Raw genomic sequence first — 22,942 nt, 5'->3', positions numbered from 1 at the left:
TGGCGGCTTTAGCGCGGTGGTCCCACCTGACCCCATGCCGAACTCAGAAGTGAAACGCCGTAGCGCCGATGGTAGTGTGGGGTCTCCCCATGCGAGAGTAGGGAACTGCCAGGCATCAAATAAGCGAAGACCCCTGTCGAAAGACAGGGGTTTTTTGCGTTTATGGTGTTTAAAAACCCTCTCCTCATCGCGGGGTAGTCGTAAAATCTCTTTATTGAGTGCACGCTCCGGCGTTATTTACTCAGCCTCTGCTATCTTCTATATGTGGAATATGCATATAGAACACTGTTATTCACTATGAAATGCGGCAATATCGACCGATTATGCCCATTAAATCCCGCTTTAAGCTGAAACATTTTCATAAATCGCATGAGCGCTCGACATTTTTATCATGCCAGGATAATGTCAGGCATCTGGATGTCTAAACGTTTATACGGTTGTAAGAGGTTATCAGGTTATGCCGATCAGAATTCCCGACGATTTACCCGCTGTGAATTTTTTACGTCATGAGAATGTCTTTGTTATGACGTCCTCACGTGCCAGTGTGCAGGAAATTCGTCCTCTGAAGGTCTTGATACTTAATCTGATGCCGAAAAAAATCGAGACTGAAAATCAGTTTCTACGTTTACTGTCGAATTCACCGCTGCAAATCGATGTGCAGTTACTTCGCATCGACAGCCGGGAATCCCGCAATACGCCCACTGAGCATCTGAACAATTTCTACTGCAACTTTGAAGATATTGAACACGATAATTTTGATGGATTGATCGTCACGGGTGCCCCACTGGGATTAGTAGACTTTAATGACGTCGCCTATTGGCCACAGATCCAGCGTGTACTGCACTGGGCGAAAGAGCATGTAACCTCTACGCTATTTGTTTGCTGGGCCGTGCAGGCGGCGTTGAATATTCTTTATGGTATTCCAAAACAGACACGGCAGACTAAACTGGCAGGCGTGTTTGAACATCAAACGCTGCACCCACACGCGCTGCTGACCCGTGGTTTTGATGATGTATTCCTTGCACCACATTCACGCTATGCAGATTTCCCCACTCAGCTGATCCGTGATTACACCGATTTAGAGCTCTTTGCTGATTCTGAGCAGACCGGTGCCTATCTGATGGCGAGTAAAGACAAGCGCCTGGCATTTGTCACAGGCCACCCGGAGTACGATGCCTTCACGCTAGCTGGGGAGTTCCAGCGTGATACGGATGCCGGACTTGAACCACTCGTACCTTATAACTATTTCCCACAGGACAACCCACTGCTGACGCCAAGTGCCACCTGGCGTAGTCACGGTAATCTGCTGTTTTCCAACTGGCTCAACTACTATGTCTATCAGATAACGCCATTTGATCTGCGTAAAATGAATCCGACGTTAGAGTAATCACCCAAAAAATTCGCAGTAGGCCACCACATTGCACCGCAACAGGTAACTGTTGCGGTTTTTTTTGCGCCAAAGAAACATTGAAAACAATTGCCCTTTTAATTCATAAAATAAACTCAATTTAATCATGTGGTTATAATTATTTATCTTTAAAAATGGAAATAGTTTTTGATTTTGAAAATTAAATGCTTATTCTGAGATCCAGTAGCTTAAAAAACACCCTACATCGGATCGCGCCATATCGATCTCAACGATCACAGGAGTAAGCCTCGATGACAGATTCAGCGATTGATACCGATCTTCAGTTTGATCGTGATTTATCCCCGTCAGATCAGCAAATTTTAACGCCGGAAGCGGTGAACTTCTTACAGCAATTGGTCATGCGTTTCACCGAGGATCGTGGTGCGTTGCTGTATGCTCGCCTGCTACGCCAGCAGAAGTTTGATACTGGAGAACTCCCTGGCTTTGAATCGGAAACCATTTCCATAAGAGATAGCGAGTGGGAAATTCGCGGTATTCCTGAGGAATTGCGCGATCGTCGGGTGGAGATCACTGGCCCACCAGATCGAAAAATGGTGATCAATGCGTTGAATGCCAACGTCAATGTATTCATGGCTGATTTCGAGGATTCACTCGCCCCCACATGGGAGAAGTTGATTGAGGGACAGCAAACGCTGCGGGAAGCAGTGCGCGGTACTTTGCGACACCAAAGTCCGGACGGAAAAATCTACCAACTGCGGGCAGATCCCGCGATCTTAATGTGCCGCGTACGCGGACTGCACCTGGATGAAAAACACGTGCGTTGGCAGGGGGAAGCCATTCCCGGCGGACTGTTTGATTTTGCGCTCTATTTTTTCCATAACGCTGAGGCGCTGTTGGCTAAGGGGAGTGGTCCGTACTTTTACCTGCCAAAAACCGAGAGCTGGCAGGAAGTGGCCTGGTGGCACCGCATCTTTTGCTATGCCGAGGATCATTTTGATCTGCCGCGTGGCACGATCAAGGCCACGGTCCTGATCGAGACGCTGCCGGCGGTATTTCAAATGGATGAGATCCTCTGGCATCTGCGCGATCACATCGTTGGACTTAACTGCGGCCGCTGGGATTACATCTTCAGCTACATCAAAACGCTGCGCCAGCATGCCGATCGCATCCTGCCGGATCGCCAGCAGGTCACGATGGCACAGCCGTTTCTTGATGCCTACTCTCGTCTCCTGGTGCGCACCTGTCATCGGCGTGGGGCCTTTGCTATGGGCGGCATGTCAGCGCTGATCCCAAGCAAAGATACCGAACAAAATCAGTGGGTTTTACAGCGGGTTAAAGAGGACAAACTGCGGGAAGCGCGCAACGGCCATGATGGCACCTGGGTTGCGCATCCTGGGTTGGCTGACACTGCAATGGCGGCATTTAAAGAGGTGCTGGGTACGGCACAGAACCAGCTCCACATTCGACGCGATCAGGATGCTCCCATCACTGCCGCTGAGTTACTGGCACCCTGTACAGGTGAAAGAACGGAAGCAGGCATGCGCGCCAATATTCGTGTGGCGCTCTGCTATCTGGCGGCGTGGATCAATGGCAATGGCTGTGTACCGATTGAAGGATTAATGGAAGATGCGGCAACCGCCGAAATCGCGCGTACCTCAATCTGGCAATGGATCCATCACCAGCAGACGCTAAATGACGGACGGCAAGTCACAGAGTCACTGTTCCGCGAGATGCTGCAACAGGAGCTAGATGCCTTGCAATCTGCGGGCAATCCCAATCCAGTTGCCCAGGCCGCGAAATTAATGGAGGACATCACACTACAACCGGACCTTATCGCTTTTCTGACCTTACCGGGCTACCGCCTGCTTCCCTGAAATGAGGAGAACACCCATGACGCGTACTCAACAAATTGCTCAAATTGAACAACAGTGGCGTGATGAAGCACGCTGGCAGGGCATTGAACGCCCCTACAGCGCCAGTGATGTGGTGAAGCTACGCGGCTCGGTCTCACCTGCCTGTACGCTGGCGACACGAGGCGCAGAGAAACTGTGGCATCTGCTACGAGGCGGTTCCCAAAAAGGGTACATCAACAGCCTGGGCGCATTAACCGGCGGGCAGGCATTACAGCAGGCCAAAGCAGGCATTGAAGCGATCTATCTCTCTGGTTGGCAGGTCGCGGCAGATGCCAATCTGGCTGGGGAAATGTATCCGGATCAGTCTTTATATCCGGTGAACTCTGTTCCTGCCGTGGTTGAACGTATTAACCAAAGTTTTCAACGTGCCGATCAGATTCAATGGGCCAATGGCAGTAGCCCTGGCGATGCTGGTTATATCGACTTTTTCCTGCCGATTGTGGCTGATGCCGAAGCCGGTTTTGGCGGGGTGTTGAATGCCTATGAGCTGATGAAATCGATGATTCGAGCCGGGGCGGCTGCCGTACACTTTGAAGACCAACTGGCCGCGGTGAAAAAGTGCGGACACATGGGAGGAAAAGTGCTGGTGCCGACTCAGGAAGCGATCCAGAAGCTGGTTGCCGCACGTCTGGCGGCGGATGTCATGGGCGTACCCACGGTGCTAATCGCCCGGACAGATGCGGATGCGGCGGATTTAATCACTTCAGACTGCGATGCCAACGATCGGCCATTTATTCTGCCAGAGCGAACGGCAGAAGGCTTTTACCGCACGCGCGCGGGTATCGAACAAGCGATCAGTCGTGGACTGGCCTATGCGCCCTATGCTGACGTGTTGTGGTGTGAGACTTCAACCCCAGACCTGGCGCTGGCCCAGCGTTTTGCGGATGCCATTCACGCGCAGTATCCGGGCAAGCTGCTGGCCTACAATTGTTCGCCGTCGTTTAACTGGAAGAAGAATCTCGACGATCGCACCATTGCCCACTTCCAGCAGGCACTGAGTGAGATGGGCTACGTGTTCCAGTTTATTACGCTAGCGGGCATTCACAGCATGTGGTTCAACATGTTCGATCTGGCCCATGCCTATGCGCAGGGCGAAGGGATGCGCCATTACGTGGAAAAAGTGCAGCAACCGGAATTCGCTTCCCGTGAACGTGGCTACAGTTTCTCCTCGCATCAACAGGAGGTGGGGACTGGCTACTTCGATCAGGTCACCAACATTATCCAGGGAGGCAACTCCTCAGTGACGGCGATGAATAACTCCACCGAAGCCCATCAGTTCTGAGTTCTCCGCCCTCTGGCGACCAGAGGGCTTTTTCAGGAGCGGCCTATGTCCTCTGCCATTGCCCTAATCTCTCACACCATCCTGCAAGGTTTTGATGCGCAATACAGTCGCTTTCTGGATGTCACAGCAGGCGCTCGCCAACGTTTTGAACAGGCTGAATGGCAGGCCGTAGGCCAGGCGATGAAAGCGCGCATTCATCTTTATGATCACCATGTAGGACTGGTGGCCGATCAGCTACGTGCGCTAAGTGACGCCAGCCGCTGGGATGAACATTTCTGGCTAAAAGTTAAAGCGCACTATGAAACCTTGCTGCCGGGCTATCCTCGCCATGAGATTGCGGAAAGCTTTTTTAACTCCGTCTACTGCCGGTTGTATGGGCATCGGCACTTACATCCAGAGCGCCTGTTTATCGCCAGCCATTCCTCGCCTGCTGGAGACACGCAGCCGCTTCGGCCGCTGGCGCGTTGCTATCATCCACAAGCGGGTTGGCTGAGGCTAATACAGCAAGTTCTGCATGATGTACCACTCTCGCTGGCATGGCGCGATCTGTCGCGTGATGCACACCATATCCTGTGCCATCTGCATGAACAGTTCAGCGAAGCACAGCTAGGCTCAGCGTCATTAGAAGTCTCCAGTGAACTGTTTTATCGCAACAAAACGGCCTGGTTAGTCGCTCGTCTGCATTTGCCACAGGGGATTCAGCCGTTCCTGTTGCCGATACAACGTGACGAGGGCGGGAAGCTATGGATCGATACCTGCCTGACCGATAGCAACGATGCCAGCATCGTATTTGGCTTCGCCCGTGCCTATTTTATGGTGTATGCCCCGGTACCTGCCGCCCTGGTCGCCTGGCTACAGCCGATTTTGCCGGGCAAGACTCTGGCAGAACGCTACATGGCGATTGGCTGCCAGAAGCACGGGAAAACAGAGACGTTTCGCGAATATTTGCACGCACTGGAGCACAGTACCCAACCCTTTGAGATCGCACCTGGTGTACCGGGCATGGTGATGCTGGTCTTTGTGCTGCCCGGTTTTGATCGCGTTTTTAAGGTGATGCGAGACACTTTCGCGCCACAAAAAGAGGTCACGCCACAGCAGGTGCGAGCCTGTTATCAGCAGGTAAAAGAGCACGATCGCGTCGGCCGCATGGCGGATACGCAAGAATTCAGCCATTTTGCCCTTCCGCTGGCCCGCATCCCCGTTGCATTAATGGCCGAGCTACAGCGATCAATTCCAGAAAAATTACGCATTGAAGGAGAGAGCCTGGTCATCAGCCATTTGTGGCTCGAACGCCGAATGCAGCCGCTCAACTTGTGGCTGGCACAGGCAACACCCGCACAACAGCAGCACGCGATTGAAGAGTACGGTAATGCCATCAAACAGTTGGCGGCTGCCAATATCTTCCCAGGCGATATGCTGTTTAAAAATTTCGGCATGACGCGCCACGGCAGGGTGGTGTTTTATGATTACGATGAGATCCGCCCGATGAGCGAACTGTGTTTTCGTGATGTGCCTGCGGCCCGCTACGAGGAGGATGAGCTCAGCGCGGAGCCGTGGTACAGCGTCGGGCCGGATGACGTTTTCCCGGCGACATTCCGTCCGGTGCTGTGCTGCGAAGCCGCTACCGGAGCGCTGCTGCTGCGGCTACACCCGGAACTGTTTGATCCCGGTTGGTGGCGCGCCCTGCAACAACGGATTGCGCAGGGGCATATTGAAGAAGTGATGGCCTGGCGGCACAGCCAGCGCTTCAGCGTGCGTTATCTCAACGCGTTAGCGTAATCAGCGGCCACTAAAAGCCAGCGTAACTTTACGCGCTTCACGAATCACCAGCGCGCCTAACTCCGTGATGCGGTCATCTGTCATACGTGCCAGCGGGCCGGAAATTGACAGTGCGGCAAAAGGCTCACCATGTTCATCGTAGATCGGTGCGGCAACACAGCGCAGGCCTAGCGCATGTTCTTCATCATCAAAGGAAAAGCCTGCTTTACGTACCTGCGCCAGATTGGCCTTCAGGCTTTGTGGTGACATCAGGGTTTTCGGCGTGTAGTGATGCAAGCCTTTCTGATGCAGCAGTTTTGTGACTTGTTCATCGCTGAGATGGGCAAGAAATGCTTTGCCTGCGCCGGAAGCATGCATAGGCAGTTTGCCGCCAATCGGGGCGGACATGCGCATCAACTGCGTACACTGCACCTGGTCGATAATCACTGCCTGATAATCGCCCAAATCCAGCACGGCCAGGTTAACGGTTTCACCCGAGGTTTCCATAAGCTGGCGTAGCACCGGATGGACTAATGCCAGCAAATTGCGGCTTTGCAGAAAGCTACTGCCAACCACAAAAGCATGAGCGCCAATGGTCCAGAGACCTAAGTCACCCACCTGATGCACAAAGCCTTGCTGCTGCATGGTAGTGAGCAGACGATGCGTGGTGGAGTTGGGTAAACCTGCCTGTTGTGCCAGGTCGGTCAGGGCGACACTGCCGTGTGAAGCGGCGATCAGCTCCAGTAACGTCAGGCCTCGGGTCAGTGACTGTACCTGGCCGCCAGTGGACGTGGGGCTAGCAGTCGCCGCAACAGCACGGGGTTTCTTACCGCGTTTTGCGGCTACGGGGGTGGCCATAACAGGCTCCTTGGTGACCGATTATGGAAACCATTTTCGTTTTAATCCGCGGGAAAGTAAATGATGTCGGGAGGGCACATGTTGGCCTGCACTCGCTACATGCTTACAGTCGAAGAAAAAAACACGCCGGGTCCTGGTTACCCCATGGCGTGTTTTATCGAGGTCAGTTAAATCGATCGTCCCGATCGCTGGTGAGGTTGTAGAGTGGGTACTTACGCGCCAGCATCTGCCCGCCATCGCGGGTGAGTGGCACCCAGTTAATTTGCGCACGTCCACGGTTTGGCGTGGTGGTGAACAGATCAAGCGGTACGGAAATGTAGAAGCCCTTGGTGAAATCACCTTCGCCGTACTCTTCTGCCGAAACGTTGGTTTTAGTCACGTAGGCACCGACCACCACACCGCTGTCAAAGCGTTTGGAGATATCCACCGTAGCGCCTTTATCTTTCGCCAGATACTGCCCAACGCTGGCTTTCACCAGGACATCCTGCATAAACCATGGTCGCCAGTAGGCGGTGAGATGCCCGGTTGGCGCTTTGTAAGCGGTGAAACGCATCATGTCATCCCAGTCACGCTGGCGCACATAGTTAGCATCGATGCCAAATGCCCAGTTGCTGTCGATAGGGCGATACAACACTTCGCCCCCCACGCCGCCATACATGGTTTCCAGATAGCCGCCATACAGCTGCCCATAGAAGCCATTGCCAAGGTAGCCGAGATAGTTCGCCTGGAGGTCGTTAACGTACGCTTTGTTTTCAACGTACTGGCGGATGTGGGTACGCACACGGGCCAGGCCATGGTAAGCACTCAGGCCGTCGTAGTTGAATTTATTGTAGTTGTTGGTGAGATTGGCGAAGACGCTGCCGCCGACCAGCAGGTGGTCGCTGAGCCAGTAATCTGCGCCCCCCATTACACCGAGCTGGTACATGTAAAAGCTCTCAGGGCCACCAATCGACTGATTGAGTACCGGTGAGAGGTAATAGCTGAAACGACTTTTGCGGATGAAATAGCCCTGTTCGGTCGTGCCAGGATCAACCGGATCGATTCTTTGCTGGCGCAGGGGACGATCTTGTCCAAGGGGATAACCCGCCAGATCCTGCCGCAGACTGGCCACATCTGTACGGGTGGTGACCTGCGGCATATTGGCGCGAGATTCAGTCACGTCCAGAGTGTCGATCCCGGCGGGGAGATGATTCATGATGATCCGATTAGCGCGATCGATCCCTTCGCGCGTATCGCGGTATTTCACCTGCTCACCGGAAACATACAGTGTCGATCCCTTGGTCTGGATCTGTGGCGCATTTAGCCCCGCATTGTACTTAAGATCGCCCAACTGGCTGGCTACCACGCTCGGCTCCAGCATCGCATCCTGGGGGTCGGGGCGATAGTCCGGTTTCGGGCTATCAACGTGACCGGGCTGGATTGCATCAAAATTGGTGTGCAGCGTCACGCCAAACATGAAGGTATTGCCACGTTCATAGCTGGCATTCAGCTCGGTCCAGTTGTTCAGATGGTAGACGGCACCCACATTGAGTTTGCTTGTCTGCTTCAGCTTACCGGCAAAATCACCCCGATAATCGTTGCCCTCATACTCCAGCTTCAACCGCAGGGGCTGCCACGGCGTTTGATACTCTACGCCGCCAAACGGGGCCAACGGGCCGTGGAACATCTGTGAGCCGTTGATCGCGCCTGCTGTACCGCCACTCGGGCGTTTGCAGTAACTCTCGCTGGCTGAGCAGAAGGGATTGGTCAGCGTGCCGCTGTTGCCCAAATATCCCCACCCAATACCGAAGGTAAAGTCCAGTGGACCCCAGGCTTTGCTGGCAACCAGATATTCGCTGTCGAACAGGCCAGTACCGCCGAGATCGCGGGTACCAAAGGCCACCGCCGGTAGCCAGTAGCTCTCGTTTAACAGGCGCAGTTTGAAATCGAACGACTTATCTTTATAGCTCTGCGAGCCGCTGAATCCGGGATTGCTACTGTATTGCCGGGTGCGCACATCGGTGTAGCGCACGGTGGTTTCCAGCCAGGGCAGCAGTTGCAGTGAAGCAGAGTAAAAGCGGTACTGATCGTTATTGCGATAGTTAAGGCTGAATTCGCCGTCCGGGGACATGCGCGCAGTGGGCGTTTGCATTAAGCCAGCACCACCAAAGTCTGATTGCGATGGGCCAACGGAATCGGGGAAAGTGTCAGCCTGGGCATGAAAAGCTGTGGCAACAGACAGCGCCAGCAGATTGAGAAGCAACGGTTTTTTCATCAGTCCGGGATCCGCTTAGTCAGAAGAGAAACAATATGCTGGTTAAGAGATCGGTCTTCGCCGGACAAGTGCCAGGGATCAATACCGAGCCAGAGGATACTGCCTGGCATCACCTCAACATGACGGTGATTCCAGTAGGCAATGGGCACCTGCTCGGTACTTCCATCGGGTGCAATCACCGTGGCGTAGCTCTTATCTGCTCCGGCCAGCGTGGCATGATGTGCAAGGTACTGACGCACGCTATAGCCCGGCTGCCAGGGAATCGCTCCCGCCCCGTCTACCGCGCCAAGCAGCAGAATGGTATCTGGCTGATGGGCCGGATAGAGATCGTACTTGCCGGCCAGCGTACGGTCAGCGGCGGGATAAAGACGCACAGTATCCGGGTCTAGCGAGGTAAACAGGCGTCCCGTCACCCGGATCTGACCAAGCTGGCGCAGGAGTGCTTGCGCCGTCTCTGCATAGTTCGCGCTGCTGTTGCGTTGCCAGTGTTGGATCTGTTCCAGTGTCTGTTGATATTGCTGCCGGGCCACCAGGCCGCGTGCGGGATCGGCAATCACCGTACCGGGCCACCAGTTTTGTTGTAGTGCGGGTTGGGTAACGAGCTGCGCCAAATCGTTGATATGGCTAAGTTGCAGGACGGGTTGTTGGTGAATCTGGATCTCAGCACTGGCGTAGGCCGTGCCGACACACAGCATCAGGCTGGCTATGAGCGTTTTTATCATCATGATTTTGCAGGCTTAAGCAGGGTGGTTTCCACCGGGAAGTCATCTGCGGCGAGGGTCTGTTGCGCCTGGACCACCTCGCCACTGCGGTTATCGATCCAGAAGGTGTTGTGCCACTGGCGATGAGTGGCTGACAGCGTGACGTATTCCTGCCAAACCCGGCAGGGAACCTGCTGCCCAGCGATCTCGAGAGTGCTATCGGCAAGGCGGTGGAAACGTGAGGTGGCGGTATCCGCGCGCACTTTTCCCTGCTCCTGCCACTGAATAATGCGCGTCCACTGGGCGCCTTCGGCCAGCGTGAGTCCCTGTGCCAGCGGGTCTTGCGCTAAATTGCTCACATCTTGCAGGTTATCTTTCAGCCCGAGGGTTTTCACCAGTCGGCCATGCACAGTGACCAACATAGCTTCATCGGCTGTGACCCATTTCTGGCTGCCTGCTTCGTTAAATGCCAGCACGACAAAAATACGTGGACCGTGATTGATGCGCGCATACAGGCTCGCATACGGTGTATCAGCAATCTGTTGTGGCGTCAGAGTGATGTCTTGCGGCCCGGTAACAGCGCTTACCAGCGACTGTTGCAGCCCTTGTTCGGTTTGGGTACAGGCCTGTAAAAGCAGGCAACTGAGAAGCAGAGTAAGTCGACGCACTGAGGCTCCGTCAAGATTCAGGCTGAAGCAGAATAACCACACAAATGTGTGGTTATGGTTAAGGCGGTGATATCAACGCATGGTGCTTGTGGTGGTGGTAGTCGTGGTGCCGGTATTGGCACCATCACCCCCGCCCGCCGCCGCGACACCTGCGCCCACTAACGCACCGGCAACACCGACGCCAGCAGGTGCCGAAGCGCCTGCTGAAGCGGAGATTGCCCGAGCGCCAGCTGCGGTTCCGCCACCTTGCGGCGCATTAAAGGACGCCGCATTTTGTGGAGCGCTGAACGCTGTTGCGCCCTGTGCTGCCGCAAATGGGCCGGCACTTTGTGCAGCACCTCGATCGCCAGGTGCAGCAAATGCCGCGCTGGTGGTGACTGCGGTTAACAAGGTTGCGAGAACAACCAGAGTTTTTTTCATAACAATTTCCTGCATTTAAGGAATGAAGGATCTACCCGGTTGGGCGTATTCAGTATATGGCAACAAATTAGCAGACTTCATAGAGGGGAAAAGGGCAGTAAAAAACACCAATTAGCGGCGTTAGAGGCGTTAAAATAGAGAATATGCCACTTATTTAACGGGGATTTAATTAATGGGTGAATGTTGTTTTTAGTCTTAATTAACAAATCAACGATTAATGTTCTGTATTTTACTTCTGTCGCGATTTTTGCATTAATATCAGAATTACCTCAATATAGACATCCATTAACTTCATGTATTTAAATGAATAAATAATATTTCCTGCTATTTTTGTGCCGAAATAATCCCCGTGAATAACCAGGAGTATTCGTAATAAAATGCGCCATGTCGGGCTTTTTTAAGATTAGTACCATGCAAATTCAGAGCAGAAAAACAAAAAAAGGGCGGCACTAGTGCCACCCTTAATGCAAGTGCTTAGGATTAACGCCAGGACTTATAGCGGTTAATCAGGCCATTGGTTGAGCTATCGTGTGAAGCAATTTCCGCTTCGTTCTCCAGTTCTGGCAGAATACGGTTAGCCAGTTGCTTACCTAATTCAACACCCCACTGATCAAAGGTGAAGATATTCAGGATGGCACCTTGCGTGAAGATCTTGTGCTCATACAGCGCGATCAATGCGCCAAGGCTGAACGGGGTGATCTCACGCAGCAAAATGGAGTTCGTTGGGCGGTTGCCCTCAAACACTTTGAACGGCACGATGTGTTCGACTGACTCAGCAGATTTACCCGCATCGGCAAACTCTTGCTCCACCACTTCGCGTGCTTTACCAAAGGCCAATGCCTCGGTTTGCGCGAAGAAGTTAGACAGCAGTTTCGGATGGTGGTCGCCAAGCTGGTTATGGCTGTTGGCTGGCGCAATGAAGTCGCAAGGAATCAGCTTGGTGCCCTGATGAATCAACTGATAGAACGCGTGTTGACCATTAGTGCCCGGCTCACCCCAGATAATTGGACCCGTCTGGTAATCCACCGGATTGCCAGCGCGATCAACATACTTACCGTTGGATTCCATGTTGCCCTGCTGGAAATAGGCAGCAAAACGGTGCATATACTGATCGTACGGCAAGATAGCTTCAGTTTCAGCGCCGAAGAAGTTGTTGTACCAGATGCCAATCAGTGCCAGCAATACCGGCAGATTCTGCTCCGCAGGCGTGTTCGCAAAGTGCTGATCCATCGCATGTGCGCCGCTCAGCAGTTGCTCAAAGTTCTCGAAGCCAACCGACAGAATGATCGACAGGCCAATCGCTGACCACAGGGAATAACGGCCACCGACCCAATCCCAGAACTCGAACATGTTGTCGGTATCGATACCAAACTCACCCACCGCTTTCGCGTTGGTGGAGAGTGCGGCAAAGTGCTTAGCAACGTGCTGTTCATCACCGGCAGTTTGCAGGAACCAGTCGCGCGCACTGTGGGCGTTAGTCATGGTTTCTTGCGTGGTGAAGGTCTTGGAGGCCACGAGGAACAGGGTGGTTTCCGGGTTCAAATCTTTCACTGTTTCGGCAATGTGCGTGCCATCCACATTAGAAACAAAGTGCATGTTCAGGTGGTTTTTGTAGGGACGCAGCGCTTCGGTCACCATGAATGGGCCGAGATCAGAACCGCCGATACCAATGTTAACCACATCAGTAATAGGCTTGCCGGTGTAGCCTTTCCATTCGCCGCTGATGATGCGCTCAGAGAAGCCTTTCATTTTAGCCAATACCGCATTGACCTCTGGCATCACATCTTTGCCATCGACCAGAATTGGGGTATTGCTGCGGTTACGCAGCGCAACGTGCAGCACTGCGCGGTCTTCGGTACGGTTAATCTTCTCCCCAGAGAACATAGATTTAATCGCGCCGCTCAGGTCAGTCTCTTTCGCCAGTGATTGCAGCTTATCGAGCGTTTCCTGGGTAATACGGTTTTTGGAAAAATCGACCAATATCTGATCGTCAAAAGTCGCGGAGAACTTCGCGAAACGCTCGTGGTCCTGTGCAAACAGCTCGGCAATCGTTACCGATTTCATCTGGTCAAAATGCTGTTCCAGCGCCTTCCAGGCCGCGGTTTGTGTCGGATTGATATTTTTCATAGCAACACTCTTGTTGAATTAAGAACCGGCTTTCCATCCAGGCGTATATTACCCGCTTCGGGTTTCAGTATGACCACAGTTGTTTCTGAAAGGAAAAATTTTGTCACTGCCAGCACTCTAGCCCTCAACCGCGATTCGAGTTTGTTTTACGGTGCGCAGGGAAAAAATTCAGGAAAATTCCCCCTCAAGGGGCGACAAACATTGACACAAAAGCGATTGCGCTGTATTTCTAGGCGGCTACTTGCGCCACGCTGCGCAAGCCAGAAGAGGCGCGTCGCCCAGGTCGTGTGTTGGAGGATCCGTATCCAGTGAAAACACATAGGGGGAGCGACGCCGAGGTGGACAATCGCGCGGGGTGATTGTCTGTCGGCTGCAGGGGCTGAATCCCCTGGGTTGTCACCAGGATCGTCCGCAGTCGGACGTTCCGCGAGGGTGGGGCGCTTCTGGGTGACTCGTCTTTCCGATCTTGTCTGCCCTTTCGTCCCTTCCTTGTGCCCAGGCTGATGATGTGCTCTCCGCGCTATTGCGGGAGCGAGGTAACCTGACTCGAGGTCATTTCATGTCTCAAAATCTGATTGTTGCGAAATTTGGTGGCACTAGCGTTGCCGATTTTGCAGCCATGAACCGCAGCGCCGACGTGGTGCTGTCTGATGCTAATACCCGTGTGGTAGTCCTTTCCGCATCTGCTGGTGTGACTAACCTGCTGGTTTCCCTTTCCGAAGGGCAGGAGCAGGCGCAACGCGCGTACCTGCTTGATGAAATTCGCCGTATCCAATATGCCATTATCGACTCTTTGCAAAATCAAACTGTGATTAGCGAAGAGATTGATCGCATGCTGGAAAACATCACCATGCTGTCCGAAGCGGCAGCACTGGCTACCTCAACCGCACTGACGGATGAACTGGTAAGTCATGGTGAGCTGATGTCCACGCTGCTGTTTGTGGAGATCCTGCGTGAACGTAACGTGAATGCGGAATGGTTCGATGTGCGTAAAGTCATGCGCACCAGCGACCGTTTTGGTCGTGCTGAACCTGATGTTGCAACGTTAAAAGAACAAAGCCAGGCGCTGCTTCAGCCGCGTCTGCAGGAAGCACTGGTGGTGACCCAGGGCTTTATTGGTAGTGAAGAGAAAGGCCGCACTACGACCCTGGGTCGCGGTGGCAGTGACTATACTGCGGCGCTGCTCGGCGAAGCTCTGAGCGCTGCACGTGTCGATATCTGGACCGATGTTCCGGGCATCTACACCACCGATCCACGCGTGGTGCCAACCGCTAAGCGTATTGATGTGATCTCCTTCGAAGAAGCAGCCGAGATGGCAACCTTTGGTGCCAAAATTCTCCATCCTGCGACTTTGCTGCCAGCTGTACGCAGCGATATCCCGGTCTTTGTCGGTTCCAGTAAAGATCCGGCTGCGGGTGGCACTGAAGTGTGCAATGAGACGCCAAATCCGCCATTGTTCCGTGCGCTGGCGATGCGCCGTAAGCAGACTCTGCTGACGCTGCACAGCCTGAACATGTTGCATTCGCGTGGCTTCCTTGCGGAAGTGTTCAATATTCTTGCGCGTCACAACATCTCGGTTGATCTGATCACCACTTCAGAAGTCAGCGTAGCGTTGACGCTGGATGCAACCGGCTCAACCTCTACTGGCGACAGTCTGCTGACTCAGGCGCTGCTGACCGAACTCTCTTCACTGTGCCGTGTTGAAGTGGAAGAAGGTCTGACGCTGGTTGCACTGATCGGCAACAATCTGTCCAAAGCCTGTGGGATGGGTAAAGAAGTGTTTGGCGTACTGGAACCCTTCCATCTGCGCATGATCTGCTACGGTGCCAGCAGCAATAACCTTTGCTTCCTCGTGCCAGGCAATGATGCTGATGAAGTGGTTCGCACCCTGCATAAAAACCTGTTCGAGTAATGCTTAACGGCAGTGGCGGGAGCGATCCTTCTGCCATTGCGGCGAAAAGCAGAGTTATTTAATGCCTTTCATGCGGACCGGCAGCAGTCGATCCGCATTTTCCCCTGCCAGGCTCTCTTCTGAGCACATTACAATAACGAAATGTTATGATCCCGCGCTCGTTTACGCAGTCGTTCCTGCGTGGCGTTTCATCTGCGGCCATCAAACAAACATTCTTATAAGGATAACTGGCTATGCTCGCCAAAATTACTCGCCTGTTCCCGTTGTGGGCAGTGCTGCTCTCTGTTGCGGCGTACTACACGCCCTCTACGTTCCTCGCTATTGGTCCCTGGGTGACCTGGCTACTGATGCTGATCATGTTCGGCATGGGTGTAACGCTAAACATTGATGATTTCAAACGCGTCCTGGTGCGCCCAGCGCCGGTCATTGCCGGGACTTTCCTGCACTACCTGGTGATGCCACTTGCGGCATGGGGCCTGGCGAAACTGTTCCATATGCCACCGGATCTCTCTGCGGGCATGATTTTGGTAGGCAGCGTTGCCAGTGGTACGGCATCCAACGTGATGATCTATCTGGCGAAAGGTGATGTTGCACTGTCAGTGACCATCTCTTCTGTCTCTGCGCTGGTTGGCGTTTTTGCCACGCCATTACTGACCAAAATGTATGTAGATACCCATATTCAGGTGGATGTGGTCGGGATGCTGCTGAGCATCGTAAAAATTGTGGTGATTCCGATTGGGCTGGGCCTGATTGTCCATCACTCGTTGAACGGTGTAGTCCGTCGCGTTGAGCCTTATCTACCTGCATTCTCTATGGTGTGCATTTTACTGATCATCAGTGCGGTAGTGGCGGGCAGCCAGAGCTTTATCGGCTCTGTGGGTCTGATGGTGATCGCGGCGGTGATCCTGCATAACGCCATTGGTCTACTGGGCGGCTACTGGGGCGGGAAGCTGTTTGGCTTTGACGAATCCACCTGCCGTACGCTGGCGCTGGAAGTGGGTATGCAGAACTCCGGCCTGGCGGCGACGCTGGGCAAGCTCTATTTCTCACCGCTGGCGGCGCTGCCAGGCGCGCTGTTCTCGGTGTGGCATAACCTTTCAGGCTCGCTGCTGGCGGGATACTGGTCAGGCAAGCCAATTAAAAAACCAACGGATAGCGAATAATATTAAGGCCGCGAGAGCGGCCTTTTTTATGGTTTAATCCAGCTCGCGTTCGTCATCCGGCTGATCCAGTACGGTGTAAGCAACGGCGCTGAACAGCGAATTAAGACGTTTCATGTCCCCCAACAAGCCGAGATGCAGCGAGCTGGTTTCAATACTCTGGACATTTTGCTGGTGCAGCCGATCCACGTGCGCATGAGAGTAGCGGCGAATCAGGATACGGAAGCGATGTTTGGCACGACGCAGGCGTTTAGCACTGTTGAGATCGTGCGAAAGGAATACCGACAGGCTGAGACGCAAATTGCTGATCAGCTGAGTTTGCAGAACTTCTAACTCCTGTAAACCCTCTGCGGAGAAAGCCCGCCGGGCGGCCAGTGATTTTCCCGCCACATCCACGCACATGCGTTCAATAATATCGCCAGCCTGCTCAAGATTGAGTGACATCTCAATAATTTCGCCCCAGCGGCGCGACTCCTCTTCTGCCAGCTCCTCTTTTTGCATCTGCGCCAGATAGAGTTTGATGGCGGTATAGAGCGTATCAACGTCATCGTCCAGTCGTTGTACCTGCCGCTCTTCCTGTAAATTGCCATGCATGACTTTATGGAAGCTCTCCAGCATCTGCTCCAGCACATCTCCCATTCTTAGTGCTTCACGCGCAGCATTGACCAGCGCCAGTGCGGGCGTATCCAGTGCGCTGCTGTCGAGATGGCGCGCTCTTACTTTCTGATCGTCGACCACATCATCACTGATCAGGCGGGTACACAGGTTCGCCATGGCAGAAGTAAACGGCACCATGACAATGCAGCGAATCAGGTTGTAGAACACATGGAAGAAGATCACCAGTTCTTCATCATTAACCGGCAGTTTGTCGAGCTGGTCTGCCAGCTGATTAACAAACGGCAGAATCAACACCATCCCGATGGTTTTAAACAGCAGGCTACCCAGCGCCACGCGCCGCCCTGCGGCGTTGGTTTTGCTGGCGCTCAGCATCGCCAGCAATCCACTCCCCAGATTGGCACCGATCACCAGACAGAGTGCGACTTTAAAGGAGATAACGCCGGTAGCGCTTAGCGTGGCGGTTAACAGTACCGCGGCAAGGCTGGAGTAGCTGACGATCGCAAAGACGGCACCAATCAGGGCATCCAGCACGATGTCACCGGTCAGGGTGGAGAACAGCACCTGGACACCCGCCGCCTGAGTGATGGGCTTCGCCGCCGTCACAATCAGCTGTAGCGCCAGCAAGATCAGGCCAAGGCCGATGCTGGTGCGGCCAAGCTGACCGGCGCGCGTCTGCTTACGGCCAAGGAAAAACACGACCCCAAAGAAGATAAACAGCGGAGAGAGCCAGGAGAGATCGAACGTCAGGATTCGGGCCATGATCGCGGTCCCGACATCCGCGCCCAGCACGACAACCAGTGCAGGCGTAAGCCCCACCAGGTTCTGTGCGACAAAAGACGTGACCAGCAGCGTGGTGGCGTTACTGCTCTGCACCAGCGCCGTCACACCAATCCCGGCAACAAAAGCCAGCGGTTTTTTTTCAATGCTGTGACTCAGAACCCGGCGTAAATCCGCGCCATAGACGCGCATAATCCCGGTTCTCACAATGTGTGTTCCCCACACCAACAGGGCAACCGCCGACAGCAAATTAAGTAACGTTAACACCTGTCACACCTCTTCTCCGCCAGGCCTGTGGTAACACAGTTAGCTCGCCTGGCGAGAAGCATTAACTGTGAGGAGTAACGCACCTCACTGCGCAATTTATTGTGTGTTTTAAGCCACTTCGCGCAGTGTAGACAATGCTAACTGTAGACCAGTCTGGCTGCCATTAGGGTACAAATCTGCACGCGATCGGTTCAATACATCCACGGAAAGTTCGACATCCTGTGTCCGTACACGATAACGAATGACATTGCCCAGCAAGCTGTGGCTGAGGATCACCGCCGGAATACCGGCATTGATATCGCAGAACTGGATCGACTCTGGACGAATGGCCACCTGGCCGGAGAAAACCTGCCCGGTGAGACGTTGTGCCTGTTCGGCACTGATCAGGTTGTAGTTACCAATGAAACCGGCGGCAAACAGATCGGCGGGTTGGGTATACAGAGACTCGGCATCCCCGTTCTGGACAATTTTACCCCGGTTCATCAGGACGATACGGTCTGACATGGTCAGCGCCTCTTCCTGATCGTGGGTGACAAACAGCGTGGTGAGCTTAAGCTCCTGCTGAATGCGGCGAATCTGTTCACGCAGATGGCGACGAATGCGCGCATCCAGCGCGGAGAGCGGTTCATCCAGCAGCAGCAGGCGCGGGCGTGTCACTAATGAGCGGGCGAGGGCCACACGCTGGCTCTGTCCGCCGGAGAGCTGATGAGGATAACGTTTGGCGAACTCGGTCAGTTCGACTAACTCCAGCGCTTCCATCACGCGTTGCTGAATCTGACTGGCGGGCAGTTTCTGCATTTTCAGGCCAAAGGCCACATTCTTTTCTACCGTCATATTCGGGAACAGGGCGTAACTCTGAAACACCATGCCAATGGTGCGCTGCTGGGGAGAGAGCGGCACCAGATTCTGTCCTTGCAGCAGGATTTCGCCGCTATCCACGCTGGTCAGCCCGGCCATGCAGCGCAGTAAGGTTGATTTACCACAGCCGCTGGGGCCAAGCAGAGTCACAAACTCACCCTCTTCGGCGCTGAAATCGATATGCTGGAAAATGGTCGTAGGGCCGTAGCTCTTATTCAGTTGTTTAATTTGCAGATAGCTCATTCTCAGCCTCGTTCACGATTCAGGGCATTCGCCAGCCAGGTTACCAGCAGTACCACCAGGAAATAAGAGATCACCAGCGCACTGGTAAAGTGACCACTGCCATTGCGCATATTGTAAAGATATACTTGCAGCGTTTCGTAGCGGTTGCCGACCAACATATTGGCAAAGACGAATTCGCCAATCAGGAAAGAGAATGACAGCAGCACGGCGATCAACATCCCTTTGCGCAGGTTTGGCAGCACCACGCACAGGGCGGCCTGAAAACTACTGGCACCCAGCAGATGGGCAGCATCCATCAACTCTTTAAGATTCAGCGCCTGCATGTTGTTAGCAATCGCGCGATAGATAAAGGGCAGTGCGATCGTGAAGTAACAGCCGATCAAGATCCACGGGGTGCCGGTCAGCATCAACGGTGAGCTGGAGTAGAGCTGTAGCAGGCCAACGGAGGAGACCACCGGAGGCACGGCAAACGGCATCAGAATCAATACGTTCATCACGCCATCGAGCTTCGGGTAGAAGTAAGCGATCACAAACATTACCGGCAGCACCAGCAACAGTGAAAACAACAGCGCCCCGAAGCAAATCAGCAGTGAATGGCCTAATGCGCTCAGGAAACGGCCATCGCTCCAGAGTTCGATAAACCATTGCAAGGTATAACCTTGCGGCAGAATCGTGTTGCTCCATTCGCTGGACAGGCCATACAGCAGTGTCGCCACCAGCGGCAGTGCCAGAATCAACAGCAGCAGCCCGACCATAAAGCGATGATAAATCTTTTCCACGTGTCGCTCCTGTCAGGACGGTCTGGCGTTGAGGTAACTGCGGCGCATCAGATACTGTTGCACCAGAGTAATAAAGGCCATCAGTAAGACCAGCAACATGGCGAGCGCCCCACCGGTATTGGGGTCGAGTGAAATATCGCCTGACACCAGGGCCGCAATCCGTACCGGCACCACGTTAAAGTTACCTGTCGTGAGGGCGTAAATGGTGGCATAAGCCCCCAGTGCGTTGGCCAGCAGAATAACGAAAGTCCCCAGCAGCGCCGGGAACAGGATCGGTAAGCCGATGTGCCACCAGTAGCGTGCGCGGCTGGCACCCAGCAGTGCGGCAGACTCTTGCCAGTCTCGTTTCAGACCATCAAATGCGGGGTAGAGCAGCAGCACGCCCAGCGGGATTTGGAACCAGGTATAGACCAGCACCATGCCATCGCGCGAGAACAGGCGAAAGCCCTGCATTACGCCATAATGCTTCAGTAGCAGCGTCAGGCAGCCGTTCAGGCCAAGCAGGATAATAAAGGCGAATGCCAGCGGGACACCGGCAAAGTTACTGGTCATGTTGGTGAAGGACATCATAAATCGTTGTAAGCGCCCACTACCAATTTGATGCAGAGAATATCCGCAGAACAGGGCAATCAGCAGGCCATAAACGCTCGACCAGAACGAAATATCCCACGACAGACCAAACGCCTGTTGATAGAACGCAGAGGTCAGAATATCGCTGTAATTATCCCAGCCCCAGCGTTCATTGGTGTCACTCCAGAAGCTGTTAATGGCAATCCACAGCAAGGGAGCGAACTGAAATGCCAGCCAAAACACCGTAAACGGCAACAGCAACAGTAGCGCGACGAGCTTTTTATTCATTCACGCGGCTCCGCCAACAGTGCCTGGCACCAGGGTTTATCATGTGCAACTTCCAGCAACTCGCACACCGTGCCGCATAGCTCGGTTTGACGCGGTGTAGCATCGGCGTGGCGCGAGAAGGCACGGCCAAAGACAAACAGCGGAACTTGTGTCTCTTCCGGCAGATTGCCGCCGTGGGAGTGGTCGTCATTCATACCGTGATCGGCAGTGACAATCACCTGATAACCCGCTGCTAACCAGCCTGGTAGCCAGTGAGACAGATAGCCATCCGCCATGCGCGCCCGGTTACGATATTGCGTAGAAGAGAGACCAAACTTATGGCCGCAATCATCAATGTTCATTGAGTGGATCAGCAGAAAGTCCGGGTCGTAGCGCAACCGCAGGCTCTCGGCATCTTCAAACAAATGCGAGTCGGGGTAGCCGTCATCGTAATAGAAGTGACCATAGGGAATCGGTAATTCCGGCGCGAGGGTATGACGGTCACGCGCCGGAACAAACGGCGTACGGTTATAAAGCTCACTCACCCAGTGGTAGGCGGCGGCGGCGCTTTTTAGCCCCGCCTCCTGCACATAGTGAAACACGCTGCGCTCTTTGCTTAGCCGATCAACGCCGTTGTGAATGATGCCACTCTCAACCGGCGGAACGCCGGTCAATATGCACTCATATAGGGGACGTGACAGCGAAGGCAGCTCGCAGGTCAGTGAATAGTAGTGCCCTTTGCCCTGAGCGCACTCAGCGTGCAGGTAGCCCATTGCAAACCGCGCTACCTGGTTACTCAGGCCATCCAGTACCACCAGGATCGTTTTCATGCTTTATCTCCGAGCCTGTTACTGCTTCATATTAATGATGACGTTTTCCTGCCACAGACGCGGCAGTGCTTTCGAGGTCTTATCCCACGCTGCCTGATCCTTGATCGGACGGGCATTCTTATATTCATCCTGCGGCAGTAACTTGGCCTGGACATCAGCCGGTAATGTCAGGTGTTCAGCACGAATTGGGCGGGCATAGCCACGAGCCAGATTGATCTGTCCGGCATCGGAGAAGATGTATTCGCGTGCCAGTTTGGCGGCATTCGGGTGTTTGGCGTATTTGTTGATGATGGTGCTATAGCCCGAAATCACCGAACCGTCAGAAGGGATCACCACTTCATAGCGGTTTTTATCGATCTGGTCACGGTAGTTCAGACCATTAAAGTCCCACACAACGGCAACCTGAATTTCGCCTTTCTCAATATTGGCAATCACCGGATCGGTGACACCTAAACGGCCCTGCTTCGCCAGATCAGCGAAGAAATCCAGTGCCGGTTTCAGGTTTTTCTCGTCGCCACCCAGCGCATAGCTGGCGGCCAGCACGCCGTTCGCGGCCTGAGCGGCCACGCCAACATCACCGATGGTCACCACATATTTGCCTTTTTTCAGGTCAGCCCAGCTGTGTGGAACATCTTTGACCTGCTGCTTATCCACCAGGAAAGCGATGGTGCCGGTGTAAGCCAGCATCCAGTTACCCGCCGGATCTTTTGCCCACGCGGGCACTTGATCCCAATGGGTCGGCTTGAAGGGCTGTGCAACGCCCATTTTCACTGCGACCGGGCCAAATGCGGCACCGACATCACCAATATCCGCGCTGGCATTCTCTTTTTCCGCGTTGAATTTAGCCAGCTCCTGCGCTGAAGACATGTCGGTATCGCTGTGTTTAATGCCATAGGTGTTGCTGATGTCATTCCAGGTGTCTTTCCAGTTGGCCCAGCTGTCCGGCATACCAACGCTGTTGACCTGACCTTCCGCACGAGCCGCTTTTTCCAGTGCGGCCATATCGTTATCCGCCGCTTGCGCAGCAGGGAGCGCAAGCAGAACGGCACTGGCAATAACAGAGACGAGTAACGCTTTCATTATTAAGGCTCCGGGTATGAGTGAATTGGCCTGGCGAATACAGACCAGCAAGAACCGAGCCAATGTAGCCAGCAGCTATGACATTTTTATGACTGCCCGTCCGGGTGCGCAAAGACAGATATTTTTGGTGGTTTAGGCGAAATGTCATTGAACTGTCATAGTGCAGACACGCGCCGCAATGGCGCTGAAATGGGTGTGAAGGCGGAAAAATAAGGACAAACAATGCAACAG

Annotated in this window: 17 protein-coding genes, 1 rRNA gene, 1 pseudogene and 1 riboswitch; of the genes and pseudogenes, 7 read left to right on the top strand and 12 right to left on the bottom strand. The window is 53.8% G+C overall.

The genetic code is table 11. The features are described from left to right. The 5 genes from rrf to aceK all read left to right on the top strand — a co-directional run. Positions 1 to 114, top strand: a 5S ribosomal RNA gene (gene rrf / locus F3J40_RS14580); the annotation flags it as partial. 343 nt (positions 115 to 457) lie between these two features. After that, on the top strand, positions 458 to 1,387 hold the full coding sequence (gene metA, locus F3J40_RS14575) for a homoserine O-acetyltransferase MetA (protein ID WP_017347247.1): 930 nt from the start codon (positions 458 to 460) through the stop codon (positions 1,385 to 1,387). 272 nt (positions 1,388 to 1,659) lie between these two features. Beyond that, a complete protein-coding gene (aceB, locus tag F3J40_RS14570) occupies positions 1,660 to 3,243 on the top strand; it encodes a malate synthase A (protein WP_167015663.1) in 1,584 nt (527 codons plus the stop codon). Positions 3,244 to 3,259: 16 nt separating this feature from the next. Next, the gene (aceA, locus tag F3J40_RS14565; protein ID WP_167015661.1) at positions 3,260 to 4,564 is read left to right on the top strand and encodes an isocitrate lyase; all 1,305 of its coding nucleotides are present in this window, start codon (positions 3,260 to 3,262) and stop codon (positions 4,562 to 4,564) included. A 45-nt stretch (positions 4,565 to 4,609) separates the two neighbouring features. Then, positions 4,610 to 6,343 carry a bifunctional isocitrate dehydrogenase kinase/phosphatase gene (gene aceK / locus F3J40_RS14560; protein ID WP_167015659.1) on the top strand — a complete coding sequence of 578 codons (1,734 nt, stop codon included), beginning with the start codon at positions 4,610 to 4,612 and terminating at the stop codon, positions 6,341 to 6,343. Here the strand turns inward: aceK and iclR are convergent, their stop codons facing one another. From iclR to pgi, 6 genes and pseudogenes are all read right to left on the bottom strand, one after another. Continuing rightward, complete coding sequence (gene iclR, locus F3J40_RS14555) at positions 6,344 to 7,180, bottom strand: glyoxylate bypass operon transcriptional repressor IclR (RefSeq protein ID WP_017347251.1); 837 nt, start codon at positions 7,178 to 7,180, stop codon at positions 6,344 to 6,346. 163 nt (positions 7,181 to 7,343) lie between these two features. After that, a complete protein-coding gene (locus tag F3J40_RS14550) occupies positions 7,344 to 9,434 on the bottom strand; it encodes a YjbH domain-containing protein (RefSeq protein ID WP_167015657.1) in 2,091 nt (696 codons plus the stop codon). After that, on the bottom strand, positions 9,434 to 10,159 hold the full coding sequence (locus F3J40_RS14545; protein ID WP_167015655.1) for a capsule biosynthesis GfcC family protein: 726 nt from the start codon (positions 10,157 to 10,159) through the stop codon (positions 9,434 to 9,436). Before F3J40_RS14545 ends, F3J40_RS14550 begins: the two co-directional genes overlap by 1 nt. Beyond that, positions 10,156 to 10,803, bottom strand: a complete 648-nt coding sequence (locus tag F3J40_RS14540) for a YjbF family lipoprotein (protein WP_167015653.1) — start codon at positions 10,801 to 10,803, stop codon at positions 10,156 to 10,158. The genes F3J40_RS14545 and F3J40_RS14540 overlap by 4 nt, the downstream gene beginning before the upstream one ends. Before the next feature lie 72 nt (positions 10,804 to 10,875). Then, positions 10,876 to 11,103: pseudogene (gene yjbE, locus F3J40_RS24915) on the bottom strand (exopolysaccharide production protein YjbE); the annotation flags it as partial. Positions 11,104 to 11,703: 600 nt separating this feature from the next. Then, positions 11,704 to 13,350, bottom strand: a complete 1,647-nt coding sequence (gene pgi / locus F3J40_RS14530) for a glucose-6-phosphate isomerase (protein WP_167015649.1) — start codon at positions 13,348 to 13,350, stop codon at positions 11,704 to 11,706. A 256-nt stretch (positions 13,351 to 13,606) separates the two neighbouring features. Next, a riboswitch (Lysine riboswitch) is annotated at positions 13,607 to 13,801 on the top strand. A 108-nt stretch (positions 13,802 to 13,909) separates the two neighbouring features. Here pgi and lysC point away from each other — a divergent pair. Beyond that, positions 13,910 to 15,262: a lysine-sensitive aspartokinase 3 gene (gene lysC, locus F3J40_RS14525; RefSeq protein WP_167015647.1), complete on the top strand. Its 1,353-nt coding sequence runs from the start codon at positions 13,910 to 13,912 to the stop codon at positions 15,260 to 15,262. A 233-nt stretch (positions 15,263 to 15,495) separates the two neighbouring features. Continuing rightward, positions 15,496 to 16,425, top strand: coding sequence for a ketopantoate/pantoate/pantothenate transporter PanS (gene panS, locus F3J40_RS14520; protein ID WP_167015645.1), 930 nt, complete (start codon positions 15,496 to 15,498; stop codon positions 16,423 to 16,425). 33 nt (positions 16,426 to 16,458) lie between these two features. On the opposite strand, the gene F3J40_RS14515 is transcribed toward panS, so the two are convergent. From F3J40_RS14515 to F3J40_RS14490, 6 genes are all read right to left on the bottom strand, one after another. Next, positions 16,459 to 18,084 (bottom strand): Na/Pi cotransporter family protein, encoded by a 1,626-nt coding sequence (locus tag F3J40_RS14515; RefSeq protein WP_167015643.1) that lies wholly within the window; start codon positions 18,082 to 18,084, stop codon positions 16,459 to 16,461. 108 nt (positions 18,085 to 18,192) lie between these two features. Continuing rightward, positions 18,193 to 19,185: an ABC transporter ATP-binding protein gene (locus F3J40_RS14510; RefSeq protein ID WP_167015641.1), complete on the bottom strand. Its 993-nt coding sequence runs from the start codon at positions 19,183 to 19,185 to the stop codon at positions 18,193 to 18,195. A gap of 2 nt (positions 19,186 to 19,187) precedes the next feature. Then, a complete protein-coding gene (locus tag F3J40_RS14505) occupies positions 19,188 to 19,940 on the bottom strand; it encodes an ABC transporter permease (protein ID WP_036645783.1) in 753 nt (250 codons plus the stop codon). A gap of 36 nt (positions 19,941 to 19,976) precedes the next feature. After that, entirely contained in the window at positions 19,977 to 20,822 is an 846-nt protein-coding gene (locus F3J40_RS14500; protein ID WP_017347262.1) for an ABC transporter permease, read from the bottom strand. Next, on the bottom strand, positions 20,819 to 21,631 hold the full coding sequence (locus F3J40_RS14495) for an alkaline phosphatase family protein (RefSeq protein ID WP_167015639.1): 813 nt from the start codon (positions 21,629 to 21,631) through the stop codon (positions 20,819 to 20,821). The genes F3J40_RS14500 and F3J40_RS14495 overlap by 4 nt, the downstream gene beginning before the upstream one ends. A gap of 18 nt (positions 21,632 to 21,649) precedes the next feature. Further along, on the bottom strand, positions 21,650 to 22,711 hold the full coding sequence (locus tag F3J40_RS14490; protein WP_167015637.1) for an ABC transporter substrate-binding protein: 1,062 nt from the start codon (positions 22,709 to 22,711) through the stop codon (positions 21,650 to 21,652). Between the last annotated feature and the right edge of the window lie 231 nt (positions 22,712 to 22,942).

This window comes from Candidatus Pantoea multigeneris (genome assembly GCF_011752615.1).
In the GTDB taxonomy this organism is placed as follows: domain Bacteria; phylum Pseudomonadota; class Gammaproteobacteria; order Enterobacterales; family Enterobacteriaceae; genus Pantoea; species Pantoea multigeneris.
This window is presented reverse-complemented; position numbering and strand designations above follow the sequence as displayed.

Coding starts and splice junctions, on each gene's coding strand:
- F3J40_RS14500 (WP_017347262.1), bottom strand. CDS start 20,822: ATGAATAAAAAGCTCGTCGCGCTACTGTTGCTGTTGCCGTTTACGGTG.
- aceA (WP_167015661.1), top strand. CDS start 3,260: ATGACGCGTACTCAACAAATTGCTCAAATTGAACAACAGTGGCGTGAT.
- F3J40_RS14550 (WP_167015657.1), bottom strand. CDS start 9,434: ATGAAAAAACCGTTGCTTCTCAATCTGCTGGCGCTGTCTGTTGCCACA.
- pgi (WP_167015649.1), bottom strand. CDS start 13,350: ATGAAAAATATCAATCCGACACAAACCGCGGCCTGGAAGGCGCTGGAA.
- F3J40_RS14495 (WP_167015639.1), bottom strand. CDS start 21,631: ATGAAAACGATCCTGGTGGTACTGGATGGCCTGAGTAACCAGGTAGCG.
- aceK (WP_167015659.1), top strand. CDS start 4,610: ATGTCCTCTGCCATTGCCCTAATCTCTCACACCATCCTGCAAGGTTTT.
- F3J40_RS14510 (WP_167015641.1), bottom strand. CDS start 19,185: ATGAGCTATCTGCAAATTAAACAACTGAATAAGAGCTACGGCCCTACG.
- F3J40_RS14490 (WP_167015637.1), bottom strand. CDS start 22,711: ATGAAAGCGTTACTCGTCTCTGTTATTGCCAGTGCCGTTCTGCTTGCG.
- aceB (WP_167015663.1), top strand. CDS start 1,660: ATGACAGATTCAGCGATTGATACCGATCTTCAGTTTGATCGTGATTTA.
- panS (WP_167015645.1), top strand. CDS start 15,496: ATGCTCGCCAAAATTACTCGCCTGTTCCCGTTGTGGGCAGTGCTGCTC.
- metA (WP_017347247.1), top strand. CDS start 458: ATGCCGATCAGAATTCCCGACGATTTACCCGCTGTGAATTTTTTACGT.
- iclR (WP_017347251.1), bottom strand. CDS start 7,180: ATGGCCACCCCCGTAGCCGCAAAACGCGGTAAGAAACCCCGTGCTGTT.
- F3J40_RS14545 (WP_167015655.1), bottom strand. CDS start 10,159: ATGATGATAAAAACGCTCATAGCCAGCCTGATGCTGTGTGTCGGCACG.
- F3J40_RS14505 (WP_036645783.1), bottom strand. CDS start 19,940: ATGGTCGGGCTGCTGCTGTTGATTCTGGCACTGCCGCTGGTGGCGACA.
- lysC (WP_167015647.1), top strand. CDS start 13,910: ATGTCTCAAAATCTGATTGTTGCGAAATTTGGTGGCACTAGCGTTGCC.